Origin of the sequence: Mesorhizobium sp. M0028 (assembly GCF_040323855.1) — a bacterium.
Lineage (GTDB): Bacteria > Pseudomonadota > Alphaproteobacteria > Rhizobiales > Rhizobiaceae > Mesorhizobium.
The window spans coordinates 1-13,999 of sequence record NZ_JAMYVG010000042.1 but is presented as its reverse complement, the minus strand read 5'-3'; the positions used below and the strand labels follow the sequence as shown (position 1 = coordinate 13,999).

At 56.2% G+C, this 13,999-nt stretch carries 6 protein-coding genes and 5 pseudogenes; 4 read left to right on the top strand and 7 right to left on the bottom strand.

Going from position 1 to position 13,999, the window contains the following annotated elements:
* Positions 1-1,523: 1,523 nt before the first annotated feature.
* Together NKJ93_RS33250 and istA are read right to left on the bottom strand one after the other, a co-directional pair.
* A complete protein-coding gene (locus NKJ93_RS33250; RefSeq protein ID WP_502904423.1) occupies positions 1,524-1,892 on the bottom strand; it encodes an ATP-binding protein in 369 nt (122 codons plus the stop codon).
* Positions 1,814-2,572: pseudogene (gene istA / locus NKJ93_RS33245) on the bottom strand (IS21 family transposase); the annotation flags it as partial. The gene NKJ93_RS33250 and the pseudogene istA, both read right to left, overlap by 79 nt.
* Positions 2,573-2,965: 393 nt before the next feature.
* Here istA and NKJ93_RS33725 point away from each other — a divergent pair.
* Positions 2,966-3,102: pseudogene (locus NKJ93_RS33725) on the top strand (IS256 family transposase); the annotation flags it as partial.
* A gap of 209 nt (positions 3,103-3,311) precedes the next feature.
* Here NKJ93_RS33725 and NKJ93_RS33230 read toward each other — a convergent pair.
* Both NKJ93_RS33230 and NKJ93_RS33225 read right to left on the bottom strand, forming a co-directional pair.
* Positions 3,312-4,334, bottom strand: a pseudogene (locus NKJ93_RS33230) (IS630 family transposase).
* A gap of 293 nt (positions 4,335-4,627) precedes the next feature.
* The gene (locus NKJ93_RS33225) at positions 4,628-6,706 is read right to left on the bottom strand and encodes an acetate--CoA ligase family protein (protein ID WP_352593592.1); all 2,079 of its coding nucleotides are present in this window, start codon (positions 6,704-6,706) and stop codon (positions 4,628-4,630) included.
* Positions 6,707-7,524: 818 nt separating this feature from the next.
* Here NKJ93_RS33225 and NKJ93_RS33220 point away from each other — a divergent pair.
* Positions 7,525-8,886 (top strand): FAD-binding oxidoreductase, encoded by a 1,362-nt coding sequence (locus NKJ93_RS33220; protein ID WP_352593589.1) that lies wholly within the window; start codon positions 7,525-7,527, stop codon positions 8,884-8,886.
* 430 nt (positions 8,887-9,316) lie between these two features.
* Here NKJ93_RS33220 and NKJ93_RS33215 read toward each other — a convergent pair whose 3' ends face one another.
* Positions 9,317-9,958, bottom strand: coding sequence for an NUDIX hydrolase (locus tag NKJ93_RS33215; protein ID WP_352593587.1), 642 nt, complete (start codon positions 9,956-9,958; stop codon positions 9,317-9,319).
* 200 nt (positions 9,959-10,158) lie between these two features.
* On the opposite strand from NKJ93_RS33215, the pseudogene NKJ93_RS33720 reads away from it, so the two are divergent.
* Positions 10,159-10,308: pseudogene (locus tag NKJ93_RS33720) on the top strand (IS3-like element IS426 family transposase); the annotation flags it as partial.
* A 26-nt stretch (positions 10,309-10,334) separates the two neighbouring features.
* Here NKJ93_RS33720 and NKJ93_RS33210 read toward each other — a convergent pair.
* Together NKJ93_RS33210 and NKJ93_RS33205 are read right to left on the bottom strand one after the other, a co-directional pair.
* Entirely contained in the window at positions 10,335-11,093 is a 759-nt protein-coding gene (locus NKJ93_RS33210) for an SDR family NAD(P)-dependent oxidoreductase (protein ID WP_352593584.1), read from the bottom strand.
* Between the two features lie 1,065 nt (positions 11,094-12,158).
* Complete coding sequence (locus NKJ93_RS33205) at positions 12,159-12,923, bottom strand: substrate-binding periplasmic protein (RefSeq protein WP_352593581.1); 765 nt, start codon at positions 12,921-12,923, stop codon at positions 12,159-12,161.
* Between the two features lie 747 nt (positions 12,924-13,670).
* Between NKJ93_RS33205 and NKJ93_RS33200 the strand changes: the two are divergent.
* Positions 13,671-13,856 (top strand): annotated as a pseudogene (locus NKJ93_RS33200) (IS110 family transposase); the annotation flags it as partial.
* Positions 13,857-13,999 lie beyond the last annotated feature (143 nt).

Sequence of the window (13,999 nt, the reverse complement as noted above, 5' to 3'; positions counted from 1 at the left end):
CAGTTGATCTGGACGGTTGAGCGTAATGGTCGCCACATAGTCAGTGACCGAGTATAGGATTTCCTTGTACATTACTCTTCCTTTCGATGCTGGCTGGCTGTCGGAACACAGCCGGCCTCATCAGGGAGCCCCCAGCTTGACGACTAGCCGGGTCTTGCTCTCCCATCTGTTGCATTGGAGACCATTCTTAACAGCGTGACATCCAAAGCCTTTAGCCCATCTTTGAGCGCAGCGAGCTTTTTGCGGAGGGCCGGTTGGTCAATCCACCGCGAGTCGCCCTCGTAACATCGCTTTGCAAGACCGTGGGCGTTGCCCGGTGATACGCCCCCCGGCCTCAAAGAAATGTTCATTGCCAAGGAGAAACTTGGCATACGTCCCCGCCCTTGTTCTCTCTCCGGTTCTCGGCGGAGACACGAAAGAAGACCTCGTTGACCTCATAACTGACAGCGATCATTTTGATAGGAACCGGTGACGCCGGGCGTATTCATGTCGCGATTGGTTCTGATCAGGCAAAAAGGTTGGGCGCCCGTTGTCCAGATCTTATGACCATTAGCAACGTAGCGATCGCCGTCACGCACCTCGCGTATTTTAAGTGAAGGTCGGAACCTGCTCGAAGCTCTAAAAAGCCTCGGCACGAATTCACGGAGTGGATGATACGCAGGAGAAAGTACTTTTTACGCGCATCAATCCTAAAAAGTGTAGATGACTGGCCCGACCAACGAAACGCCGTCGTCGCCCAACGTCATTCGAGCATAACATTCCTGAACCTCCTCTTCGAAAATGTACTGCCGAATAGAAGACCATCCCGTTCATCTATATTCCTTTCGGTCAGTGCGAGATGCCCTTCGTTTGAGGGTCACACGCACCCACAGCAATTCATTCGTTGACACTCGTCGATCTTCTGCAGGCTTGCGCAGCTTTTCTGATGTTCTGCAACTCATAAAACCATCTCAATTCTTCGCAGATTGGCAGCTCTTCTTTCTTCGTCGACGTGACATCCATTCGCCTTTTCTGTGGTCTTCAATACATCTGGCAAGCTCTCTCTGTATAATCTAACGGTCTCCCACTGTATAATCTAGCGGTGACGCCAGCACACGCAGGGGTTCACTTGAGGGGCAGAAGGTCATGGAACCTCGCTCTGGCTCTTTGCAGCAACGGCGATATACAATTTCCCGGCTGCCCGCGCTCCTTTTCCGCCAACCGGCTGGAAATCCGCCCATAACCGCATCCAAGTTCGGGAATCAGTCTGTTTTTCCAACAGAACAACTTCAAAGTTGCCCTGTATGTCAGCCACATTTCGTTTGTCATATCGGCCGAAAATCCAACAATAGGCAATACCTTTATGCGCTGTTCTTTCCAGGGCCTTTTTGCCTAACGGTGTTCGACATTTGCATACGGCAATAAGTATTGAAAGGAACATTTTGTGAATATTTTTATACCATTGTTAAATGTTTCTGCAACAATTATGCGCATTTCGCAAAAACCGGACAACGATTCCGGCTAAGTCGCGGACAGTTGCTTCACTAAGTGCCGGACGGTTTGACGACGTTGGTCCTCGGGTGCCTTGTTGCGCTCATGGGTGATTGATTTCGCGGTTTTTGGCGCCGGTCAAGAGGGGCGCTGCTTGTTGCTTGCGCATGCTGTCGCCCCTCAAGGCTGATGCGGTGAGCGTTGTGAACGATCCTGTCGAGAATGGCGTCGGCGACCGTGGGGTCTGCAATCAGGTCATGCCATCTGGCCACCGGGACTTGGGCGGTGATCAGGGTGGATTTTCGCCGATAGCGTTCCTCGATGATTTCGAACAGGTGGAAGCGCTGCGGGTCGGCAGGATGGTGGTGTCGTAATGCTCGGCCATGGCGGCAAAGGTCGCGTTCAGCGTCGGCTCGAACCACAGCGCCTTGGCGACCCCGGCCTTCAAATTGTCGCAGACGATCGCCTTGGTGATCCCGCCGAAGAAGCTGAGCGCCCGCACCTGGCCGTCAATCCAGTCCGGCAGCCTCTGGCTGAAGCTGGCAAAGGCGAAGGTCAGGTTGGAGGCGCCCAGCACCGCGACGAAGATCTGGGCGGCGTGAATGACGCCGGTCGCCGGATCGATCACCGGCACCGTTTGCCGGCATAGTCGGTCTGCATCACCGCGCCAGCCGCATGCCGGTTGCGGAACACGGCGCTCGTCCGCTGCCGGGAGGCGTCGAACCGGTCGCAGAACCAGGTGAAGCCGTAGCCGTCGGGATGAGCGGCGCGATATCCTGCCACAGAAGCGTCAGCGTCACCCCTTCGCGCTTCAGCTCCCGGGCGACCCGCGCCCAATCCGGCTCGCTCAGATCCTGCGGCGGATGGCCCATTCGGTGAAACAGACGCTGTTCCAGCGCCGCATCGTCGTCAAAGCCCGCAGGCAGGGGCCAGCACGACAGCCCCCCTCCCGCGCCCGCAGTAAATAGGTCGAAACCGAGGTCTTGCCGATCTTCAGTCGCTCTGCCACCTCGCGCACCGAAAGACCCTGTTCATGGGTCAGGCGCAGGATCGTCCGGATATCCCTCACGCTCATTCGTCTCGCTTGCTTCCGTTTTGGCATGGGCTCTCTCGGTTCTGATGAGAGAGCCAAAATGCCGGAACGGCGCAGCTGAGAACCGACCGTCAAATCCACCCCGGAAACTGTCCGGGACTTAGCGGAATCACTGTCCGGGAGTTAGTGAAAACGCTGTCCGGGACTTACCGGAAAAGGTGTCCGGGACTTGCTGAAATACGCAACAATTATATTCATCCCGTGTTCGGCATTTGTATCAAGACCGGTATGGCGCCTCTCTCGAGGCACTGCTCTCGATGCTCGTCAACATGGATCTCGCGGATTTGGTGTGGGGCGCGGTCCTTTGCTTATATGGGTTTGAACAAGCCTTGCGGTATATCAGGGACGATCACCGGCGGGATACCGCGCCTAGCGGTAGGTGTCTTCGCGGTAATCGAAAGTCATTTCATGAGCGGCGTGCTGGCGCATGCCGGCAAGATCGGCCGCCGCATCGTTTCGGCCTCCGTCGCCACCACCTCGTCCAGGAGACGGCGGAAACCGCAAGCGTACAGTGGCGTGGCGTTGCCGACCAGATGCGTGCCGAAGCTCGCCACCATCATGGAACGGCGCGCTCATCCGCAGGCAATATTCGCCTCGTCAGCCATTTACGCCCGCTGATCCCGACGAGGTTCCCATGCGGAGATCAATCAGATCGAGCGTCGGTCCGGCATCTTCCCGAACGACGATTCGATCGTTCTCTTCTTTAGATAACGCCGCAATTTGCCAGTGCCGGCAATAATACCAGTGGTCATGATGATTGACCGACATGTGCCCAGCGCCTCATTCCGATGCGAGGTGATTGTTTGTGGTTGCGCGAGGAGCCTCTGCCAGGCCTCGCAAGCGGCGTCGATGATCGCGTCATAGGTTTCGTCGACCGGGTTCAGCTCGGGCGCTCGCGAGGGCAGGAAGATTAACGTGATGTTATCGGGCACGTCGAGATTTGCGGTGGTGTGCGATCCGGCGCGATCGAGGAGAAGAACGGCATGCGCGCGCTTGGCGACATGGCGGCTGATCTCGTCAATGTGCATCTGCATGGCTTCGGTATCGGCATGCGGCAGGGCCAGCGCGGCCCCCTTGCCGCGCGCCGGACAGATAGCGCCGAAGAGATAAGCGTTCTTGTAGCGCTGGTCGGCTGGCTGGCGCGGCCTTGTGCCCCGCCTTGCCCATTACCTCACGATGCCGTTCGTCTGGCCGATACGGGGTTCGTCCTGCCACCACATCTCCACCGGCGTGTTGTCTGGCAGCCCGGCCAGATGTGCCTTCAGCGTGCGCGGGAAGTTTTTTTAAATGCCTCGACGATCTCGGCATCCTGCGCGGGGTGACGCGGCCGGGCGCTCATGTGGGAGAAGCCCAGCTTCTTCAGAAGGGTCGACACATGGCGCTCGTGATACTCCACTCCGAAGCGCGCCTTGATGACCTTCTGGAGATCGACGCGCCGCCTGCGCACCACCCCGTCGACGGCCGGGTCGGGACCGGTTTCGACAATCTCGGCCAGCTCTGCCAGTTGCTTTGGTAAAAGCCGCGGCTCGGGACCACCACACCACGCGTCCTTGAGCCCCTCCGGCCCGGCTTCGTTGAAGCGATGCACCCAGTCGCGCAAAGTCTGGCGATCCATCCCACCGATCCTGGCGGCGTCCGCTCGGCTCATACCGTCAAGCACCGCCGCCAGCGAAAGCAACCGACTGCTCTGTCGCGCGTCCTGTGAAGCGCGAGCCAACCGGCGAAGCTCCGAGGCCGAATAGTCCGTCCGCAATTCAACTGCTGATCCCATGGGCGAATCTCCTTCGCACCAAAGGAATCATAAATCAGCCCGCAGAGGAATCTGGACCCACGAGTGACCCGCGCCAGGGGCCAAACGGCGCGTGCCAGGCCGAGAAACCGATTTGCCCTCCGACCGCACCAGCTGCCGTTCGCCGATCGCCAACCAGGTCCGCCTCGTCCTGACGCATACTGGCTGATGCTCGAGCGCGGACAGCACGGCTATGATCTGCTCTTGAGAAAAGCCGCCGTGTTCAGGGGAATCCCGATTTCGAATAGATTGAACGTCATCTCGAACTGCACTATTCACTCCTTTCTTTCAACCACTAGGAGCGCGTCGGCGATCCAAGCACCCCTGTCTTGTGCGCAGACGATCAGCGGGTTGATATCGAGTTCTTCGATCTGGCTGGCATTCATCAGAACAAAGTCGACAATGCCGGCAATAGCGTCGACAGCAGACTTGACGTCGGCCTTAGGTTTGCCTCGATAGCCGTCAAGCAATGGAAAAAGTTTCAAGCTATGCAGCGCCGCTTCTATGTCGTCGCGAGTTGCCGGCAAAAGCAAGCTGATGGTATCGCGAAGAAGTTCGACCGTCACACCACCTGTGCCAAGCGTCATGACCGCGCCAAACATCGGGTCGCGGGTAAACCCGACGATCAATTCGGCGACGCCGTCGCTGACCATGCGTTCAACGTAGAGTCCGCGGCCGAGAGGCAACAAATCTCTGGCTGCACTGCTGACGGCGTCGGCATCACTCAGATTGAGCCGTACGCCGCCAACTTCTGACTTGTGAGCAACACCCAGCGCTTTCAGCGCTACGGGGAACCCGAGTCTTGTGGACGAGGCCACGGCCTCGACAGCACTACTGACACGCTCGCCTGCCGGCACCGGAAGGCCGGCCCCGATCAACCATTCCTTCGCCTTGGCTTCGTCGAGCGTCACATGTTGGTTTTTGGACGCGTAGGCAGCCGAGGTGTCTACGGGCTGAACTTGGGAGTCGCGCAAAGCATGGCCGATGAATGCGGCTGCCTGAGCTGCATCTAAGGCTTCCGGAATGCCAAACAGCGGTACTATTTCGCGAGCCATCAGCCCTGCTGCATATTCCTCGGGCATATTCTCAGGCATCGTGGAAACCAGGGCGCCATGCGCTTTGTTGGCCTTCAGCGCCGCTTCAAAAGCACTTAAGACCTGGCTGCCCCACTGGCTTACATCGGGGCAGCGGTCAGGGCGCGGAAAGTCCAGCACAAGCATGTTGAGGTCGAAGCCGCCTGACACCATGGCGGTGAAAGTTGCAGTCATCGCCGGCTCGTTGTTCCAGATATAGGTGTTGTAGTCGAGCGGGTTAGCCACCGCGACCATCGGCCCGAGCGTCGATTTGACATGCGCGTAGTGCTCGTCGCTGAGATCGGGGAAATTGACCCAGCGCCCTTCGGCGCAGTCGGCCATCAACGATGCCTCGCCACCCGAACAGCTCATCGACGAAAGCCGGTTGCTGGGCAAAGGACCGATGACATGCAAAAGCTTCAGCGCCTCGATGAAGGCCGGTATAGAATCAATGCGTGCGATGCCCAGGCGCCTTAGGAAGGCACCGGAAGCTGCGTCCGAGCCCGCGAGCGAGGCAGTGTGCGATAGCGTCGCCTGCCGCGCTTGCTCGGAGCGGCCAACCTTCATGGCGATGATCGGCTTCTTCAGCTCCCTCGCCCGCCCTGCAAGCCGCTCGAATCCGGCCACGGAATCAAAGCCCTCGATGTGCAGACCGAGCGCGGTAACGCGATGGTCCTCGAGCAGTCCGAGCGCCATTTCGGAAAGACCTGTCTGCGCCTGATTGCCGGCAGTCATCAGGAAAGCAATTGGCAGACCACGCTTCTGCATCGATATGTTGATGGCGATGCTGGACGACTGGGTTATGATGGCGACACCGCAGTCACCGGTAGCTAGCCTTATGCCGCCATGATGATCAGGCCACAGAAGCGCCCCGTCAGCATAGTTGATCAGACCGTAGCAGTTTGGGCCGATAATCGGCATCTCGCCGGCGGCGGCAACGAGCTCGGCCTCCAGCCTTGCGCCGTCTGCGTCATAAGCTGCGGTTTCTTGGAAGCCGGAGGCATAGCAAACTGCGCCGCCGGAACCGCGCGCAACCAGTTCCTTAATCACCTCTATAGTAGCCAGCCGGTTGACGCCGACCCACGCTGCGTCTGGTGCGTCTGGGAGATCAGCAACTTTACGGTACGTCTTGAGACCAGCAACTTCCTCCTTCGTGGGATGCACCGGCCAGATCTCGCCGGCATAGCCCATCTGGATCGTCTGAGCGACAACTACTGCTGCTTGCTGGCCGCCGAACACGGCAATGGATTTCGGGCGCAGGAGGCGTTCGAGCCTATTCATGCACTAACTCCAGACAGTGTGCTAGTGGATATTTACGCGGGAAGGACCGCGCAACTACGGCGATGGCCATGACATCAGGAATTCAATTGGCTATCACGCATATCAATTTCTTCGCGAGCCTCTGGTTTAAATTCGCTTAGTCACTACTGATTCATCCGAGATGGGTAAGCTGTGTCAGGCCCTAGTCCGCGTTGCCTACGAGCGTATTGACTATAATGACATGCCTGAATAGGGACCGAATTCTGTAATCCATCGTGATTCCCGTGCCACCATCAAGCCAGATTGCCTGGCGGCCGATCGCTTTTGACCCATCCGCACCTTTGCCGCCGAGGTGGTCCGCTCAGGCTCGTTGCATTGCAATTGAGGACATTCACTTATTAGTTGTAATAAAACGACCATTATATTAAAAACCGCGATACGTCAATGGCGGTCATTGACTCAACGAAAATTCTTCAGCCTGCCAAGCAGGGTAAAAGACCACGTCATCCCAAACGAATTTCTCTCAACGGCCGCACAATATGTCGTTGAAATACATACACTTTTCGTATTAAAGACGTTGCTGGCACAGCGGGTTCTGGTGAGAAGATTTCCATAATATGGTCCTTGCTCATATCACCGAAAGACCAACTGTGACGTCTCTATAAGAGAGCTTTTGCGTAATGTGCATTATTAAAAGGTTGCAAAAAATCTTGCATTTATATGGTCGTAAGTTAACCTCGTACAGCTTGAGGGCGGCATCACCATCGGACTGGCGACAGCGCGGCCGAAATGTCATCTTTAACTTTCTGCCGATTTCGCAGCCCGACCACGAGGAACTGATGGACAAATCGCACTCCCGGCGCCAAGCCGCTCCCCCGCTGCGCCTCAAGGGAGATCTTGTCCGTGAGGGAGACGCCGGCTACGACGAGGCGCGTAAGGTTTGGAACGGCGCTATCGATAGAAGGCCGGCCATGATCGCCTACTGCGCGGATGCCCAGGATGTGGTTGAGGCAGTGAGGTTTGCGAGATCCCGCACGTTCCCGGTGGCCGTTCGCAGTGGAGGCCATAATGTAGCAGGCCTCTCGGTATGCGACGGCGGTATCGTCATCGACCTCTCGCGCATGAAACGCATCGATGTCAATCCCCTCCGTCGTACCGCGCGCGCGGAGGCGGGCCTCAGTTTAGGCGAATTTGATCGTGCCACGCAGGCTCTCGGCTTGGCGACCACCATGGGCGTCAACGGCGATACAGGTATCGCCGGACTCACGCTTGGCGGCGGCTTTGGCAAGCTCGGGCGCAAACTCGGTCTGACCTGCGATAACCTAATTGCGGCTGAGCTTGTGACAGCCGAGGGAAAGCTATTAAGGGCCAGTCCGACTGAACACCCCGATCTATTTTGGGGGTTACGAGGCGGCGGTGGGAATTTCGGTATCGTGACTGCGTTCGAATACCAGTTGCATGCGATCGGCACGTCCCTGCTCGTCGCGTCAGCGCTTCATCCATACGACCAGGCACGCGAGGCCATGCGCTTCTATGATCATTTCGCCCGGGACGCTGCCGATGAGGTTAACGTCGATGCAGCGCTCCTAACGTTGCCCTCGGGCGATCGGTTCTTCAGCATCTCTGGCAGCTATGTCGGTTCGCATGATGACGGCGAGCATGCCCTTGCACCCCTGGTCGAATTCGGCTCGCCCGTTGAGACACGTCTCGCTCCTGTCCCTTATCTCAAGATTCAATCCGGCGGCGATGGCCTGTTTCCACGCGGCCGCCGCTATTATTGGAAGGCGCAGTTCCAGCATCAGATCAGCATTGGCGCGATTGATGCGTTGCTCCACGCGTACGCGAAAGCTCCCAGCACCTCATCGTTGCTAGTTTTTCAACATCTCGGCGGCGCTATCGCACGGGTTCCGGTATCGGCCTCTGCCTACGCCAATCGCGATGCGGCGTTCGACTGCTTCCCGATCGCAATCTGGGACGACCCTGCCGATGACGACAGGAATATGCGTTGGGCGCGCGAGTTGTGGACCGCCATCAGACCGTATTCGACCGGCGGCGTCTACGCAAACAATCTCGGCGATGAGGGCGAAGACCGGGTACGTGACGCCTATGGTGAAAACTACGCACGCCTTGTCGCGCTCAAGGAAAAATACGATCCGACCAATTTCTTTCGCCTCAACCAGAACATCAAGCCGACGACATAGTGCACGGCATTGGGATAAATCCAACTGCCAAGCCGCTGAACCATTCTAGCTGCTCTGGTCGTTGCACGTGCCGCTATCTGCCTTCAGACGAAGTGTCGCGGTCGTTGGGCGACACGCAAGATCGGGGACGTGAGCCCAGTTGTGGTGTTCTGATCTGGCCTACCTTATGACGGGCGCTGTCCTTGCTCCTGCCCGACGGCGCGGTTGACAGCCGTTGTTGCACAAGATGAGGCTTCTTGCTTGCTTTAGCGCCTGGCCGACGCTGGCCTCTACTTGAAGACCACGTCACGTCTGGAGCGACATCTCATTGTTCCAGTCGAACAGCGAGACAGCGAGTTTAGCATTGTCGAGATTTGCGGCGCACCCCAAACAATCCATCCCAACGGTAATAGATTATCGGACAAGGAACCCGCTCGGAGCAGTCGCGATATTATCGCGTCGCAAAATCCGGGGCTGCGAGATTGTCAACCTGCTTATATCGGCCAGCTACCACCTCGACGAATTGATAGAGGATGGCGGCCGTCGGTGCGTGTATGTGGTGATCAAAGATGGGAAAGCGTATGAGCAGTGGTCCACCTTCTTCTTGGCTAAAAAACTGCGCTGATCGCTCACCAGTGAAATCAGAGAGCTTGATCCGGAAAAGCTGCTCAACTTCGCTGGGATTGAGAGAGAATTCAGGCTCGCCTGCAACTGCAAAAACGACCGGTGTGATCGCATAACCAGATTGGGTTGCGTAGAGATCTAGCGTCCCCAATACCTGATCAGCCGAAAGCTGCAGCCCGATTTCCTCCATGCATTCCCGGATAACCGTGTCGACTGAATTTTCTCCCTGATCGCCCCGTCCTCCCGGCAATGCGTATTGGCCGGCGTGTGATCGTAATTTACCACAGCGCAAAGTGAGCAAAAAACAGATCTCGTTTGAACCATCGTCGGCCGAAACCAAAATGATCCCAACTGCTGCTTGTTTCAAATTCTCTGAATGTGAGGATTTCCACGGCGCAAATTGCAACAACATGGATCGTATGTGGTCAATCAAAGACGATGAGAATTGCTCCTTCAGCATGGTTTTCATCTTTGATGACTCCTTCCATATCTCTCCAGAATGAGGACACGCTCCGTGCCGGCAGTGGCCTGGAGCCCAGATGCATTCATGTCAACATGGGACAGCGTGGAGACAACCGCGCAGACGGAAGGCGCAAGACTTGTCGCCACGCACGGACTTGACTTCGACACAGCCGTGCCAATGCCCCCCAGGCTTGGTTCGCGTAGACGCTGAAGAAGCACACGGCAGTAGGAAGGGCCGTGTTTTTGTGCCGTGTTCACCACGGCAAGGTCATGATGCGCTTGAACCTGCGCTGGTGCTCGGATGGGCTGGTGTTTGCGTGCTGGCAGGCTGACGTCGTCCGGCTCGCCTTCATCATCATTGGGTCTCGTGTTGTCCAGCACTCTTAAAGCTGCACGCCACCATCAGCCACTACAATCTCACCGGTTACGTAAGGCGCAGCTGTAGCAAGGAAAACAATGAGATCGGCGTACTCTTCAGGCTGACCAATGCGCCGAAGTGGAACGGCCGTTCGTGCGTACTCCTCCTGATCTCCGAATGAGCATTCCCAAGGAGAATTTACCATCCCAGGCGCTATACCGTTGACTCTCACCAAAGGCGCCATAGCCTTCGCTAAATGTCTTGTCAGATGAACTAGTCCTGCCTTGGCGCAAGCATATGCCGTACTACTTCCATCGCATGTATATGCGCTTATGGAAACGGTATTGACCACTGAGCCGCGGCTTTCCATCAACGCTCCGCGAGCAGCCTTGGTCATCCAAAACGCACTCAATAAATTGACATCCAGCATCTTTTGCCAGAATGCGGGGGTCAGAGCATCAAAGTCGTCCAAAGGTATCGGAGATTTAGTACCTGGCGTTCCCGCGTTGTTGATTAGATAATCAAGGCCACTGAGTAGATTGACGGCATGGGAGACGACATGCGCTGTAGAATCTGACTGGCTGACATCACCTGGTGCACTATAAACCTTAAGGCCTTCGCCTCTCAATCTCGCCACCTCTGCTGTTAGCTTGTCGTTAGTGTCAAGATCGTTCATAGCGACGACAGCTCCGCACCTAGCTAGCCTCGTCGCAGTCGCAAGACCGATGCCTGAAGCAGCTCCTGTGACAAGGGCCTTTTTATTGCGCAGATCAAAGTTGATCATTTGGTTGCCTTCTGTTTGCATCGTGTTTTTGACAGATGAGTGGCGTTGATCGCCATTTCGCTTCACAGACCGCTGTCACTGCGTCGGCCCGCGAAACAGTCCGAGAACGAGTTATTCGACGCACACCAGATTTTATTTAGAATGGACGTTATATATCCGGGGGCCGCGCCGTCAAGTAGATCATTCGGTTCGAGGAGTTCCCAAGACCACTCCCGATATGGCACTCGTCGTTTTCCATTTAAGCCTGCGAATCCGACCTCAATGTTTCAGTGTGTCGCCCACGCATTTAATTTGGACTGAGCAGCTAATAATGCGCGTTGGCTTTCGTCACTTTATGTGAGAATAGGCCCGCGATATTTTTCCAACGCGAGCCTGCCATGATTGACCCCCTGACGCGCCGGCCAGAAAGGCGGCGGCGGCGAGGCGCGGAAAGCGCGGCAGAAAATCGAAAGTGGATGATAGTGGGTGGGGGTCGCTACTGACCTGCTACTGAACATTCATCCAGCGGCGATTAGAGTCCGGGCCGTGCTAACCGCTCCCCAGGCTTGGTTCGCATAGCTAAGCTTGGTAATCTGCGTCGCAACGGCAATTTCTCATATGCCCAAATCACAACCAACGGCGGCGGCTCATCGGCAAGGTAACTTCCATCCAGCAGTGGCCTGTATACTCAAGCTCGGGATGAGGCGTGCGCTGCGGCAAGGGTGAGACGAAGCGTCAACTAAGGTCAGATGTGGTAGGCGGCAGAACGCAGAGGCGTAGCCCCCGCAGTGCTAACCCAACCTAACAGCACTTTACTCTAGAACAACAGTTTAGGTCGAATCCCAGAGCCTGATGTCGGCAACTTCCCTCGGTATTAAGAAAGCACGGCATGGTCGGTGCTAGTGAATGGCTCGATCACTGTGTCGGAGGCGGGTTTGGGTCAAACGTCCGACCTGGGCAAGCAAGTGGAGGTAAGGGCAGCGAGCAACGGGCGACGCAGCCGCGACCCTCGGGTTAGCGGCTGCATCCTTCAAGCCATCAGCTTAGATAGGCGTAATAATCTTGATCGTCACACTGCACAAACCATTACGGTGTCGTGAACGTTATGTGGTATTTTTTGCCAATTTCGTCCAGCTTGCCTGATGCAATCACGGCATCAAGACCCTTATTGATCTTATCAAGGAGTTCTTTTGAACCCTTGCGCAAGAACAAGGCACGACCAGCGCCGCTATAATTAAAATTCGGCTTATCTACCATCTTATACTTGCCAGTGCTGATAAACTGATATTCAAGCTGGATGTTATCGCTCTGAAATGCTGCAATGCGCCCAGCATCTAGGTCCAGTATCGCAGCGTCAGGACTGTCATAGCCTCGAATGTCGGCATCTTCGCCAAGCATCGCTCTGATGTATTGGTAGTACGTTGGAGTGCCGACTATAGAGCCAATCGGTTTGCCTTTTAAAGCTGCGATACCGCCGGATACATCCCTGTCCGCGGGTACCAGGAATGCGTAGCCGCTTTTGTCGATAACCCTCGTCGTGTCATACTTTTCGGCACGCTCTTTAGTTACCGCCGCAAGAGTGCCAACCATGTCGATCGTGCCTGTATCCAGCGCGGTCCAAATGCCATCCCAAGGCACATTGGAAATCTCGCAATTCGCCTTGATCTCCGCACATACTGCCTTGTTGAGATCAACTTCAAAACCTGTGAGCTCCCCGTCGGGCGCAACGAAAGCATTTGGCTTGTAGGACGCGTCGACACCGATCTTGATAACATCTTGCGCATACGAAGGTGACATTCCCATTGCACTTAATGCGGTTGCCAATAGAATCGCCGGGGCTCTGCTGATCATGGTAAGTTCCCTTTTCTTCATGGATCACTAAGGTCGATATCGTTGCAGGAAGGAGACGAGGGCCGCTGACTTCGGATGTCGGAGCACGTCGTCTGGGTTTTTTCCTCGATTTTTCCTCCTAAAAGATAGACATTTTCAGATGACATCTCGAATTCGATCGCATCTCGTGCATTACAATCACCATTGTCCTACCCTCGAGCGAGACTTTCATAACGCGAAGGACGTCCCCGACCAGTTCGGTCGAGCGCCGAGTTTCAAAAAGAAGATTTTCGGCTCCATCGCAAGTTTTGTGGAAATCGCCACGCGCTGCTGCTGCCCGCCTTAGAAGTTCAGATGGCCGGCCGACCACGCACGCCGCCAGGATTCCGTAGAAAGCCCTAGACAAGCATCCTTTGCTTCTGCCGACCGTTCTTTTTCGATCCGCGATGATATAATGCACATGAGATAATAAGAGTCAACAGCGGGCATTAAATTCTGAATTCCAAGGGCCCTTGCTTTGCTACGAAGGAAAAGCGGCAAGCCTCACCCGAAGCGCGCATGCTTCACTGGCGCAGCTCTATCGAAGTATCGGCAGCGCCGCACACGCGGCTAAGAGACAATCACCAAACTGACCGACGATGGCACCTTTTCACCCTTTCAGATGAGGGTGATTGGGGTCTCTGCCGAGCCGAAAGAGGGCGGCTGCTCCTGTCGGGATGTTAGAACGTGGTCGCTTTGGAGCGCCACAAACATCGGGAAGGAGCAGCCATGAAGTATTTTGCCGGACTTGACGTGTCTTTGGAAGAGACCTCGATCTGCGTGGTCGACGAAACTGGCCGGATCGTCAAGGAAACGCGTGCGGCGAGTGAACCGGAGGCGTTGAGCAAAGCGCTGTGCAAAATCGGGCTTCCACTGGAGCGGATCGGCCTGGAAGCGTGCTCGCTGACAGCCTGGTGTCAATGCCGCTCGAATTTTCCCCAAAAGTGCCGAAGTAAAATTCCCCAGTTTCGCCGCTCAGACTGTCGCGGAGGGGTGTCCATTTTTCGGTGGCCGGCCGCGCGGCCGCGATGGTGGATTTAATGTCGGCGGCGTGATGG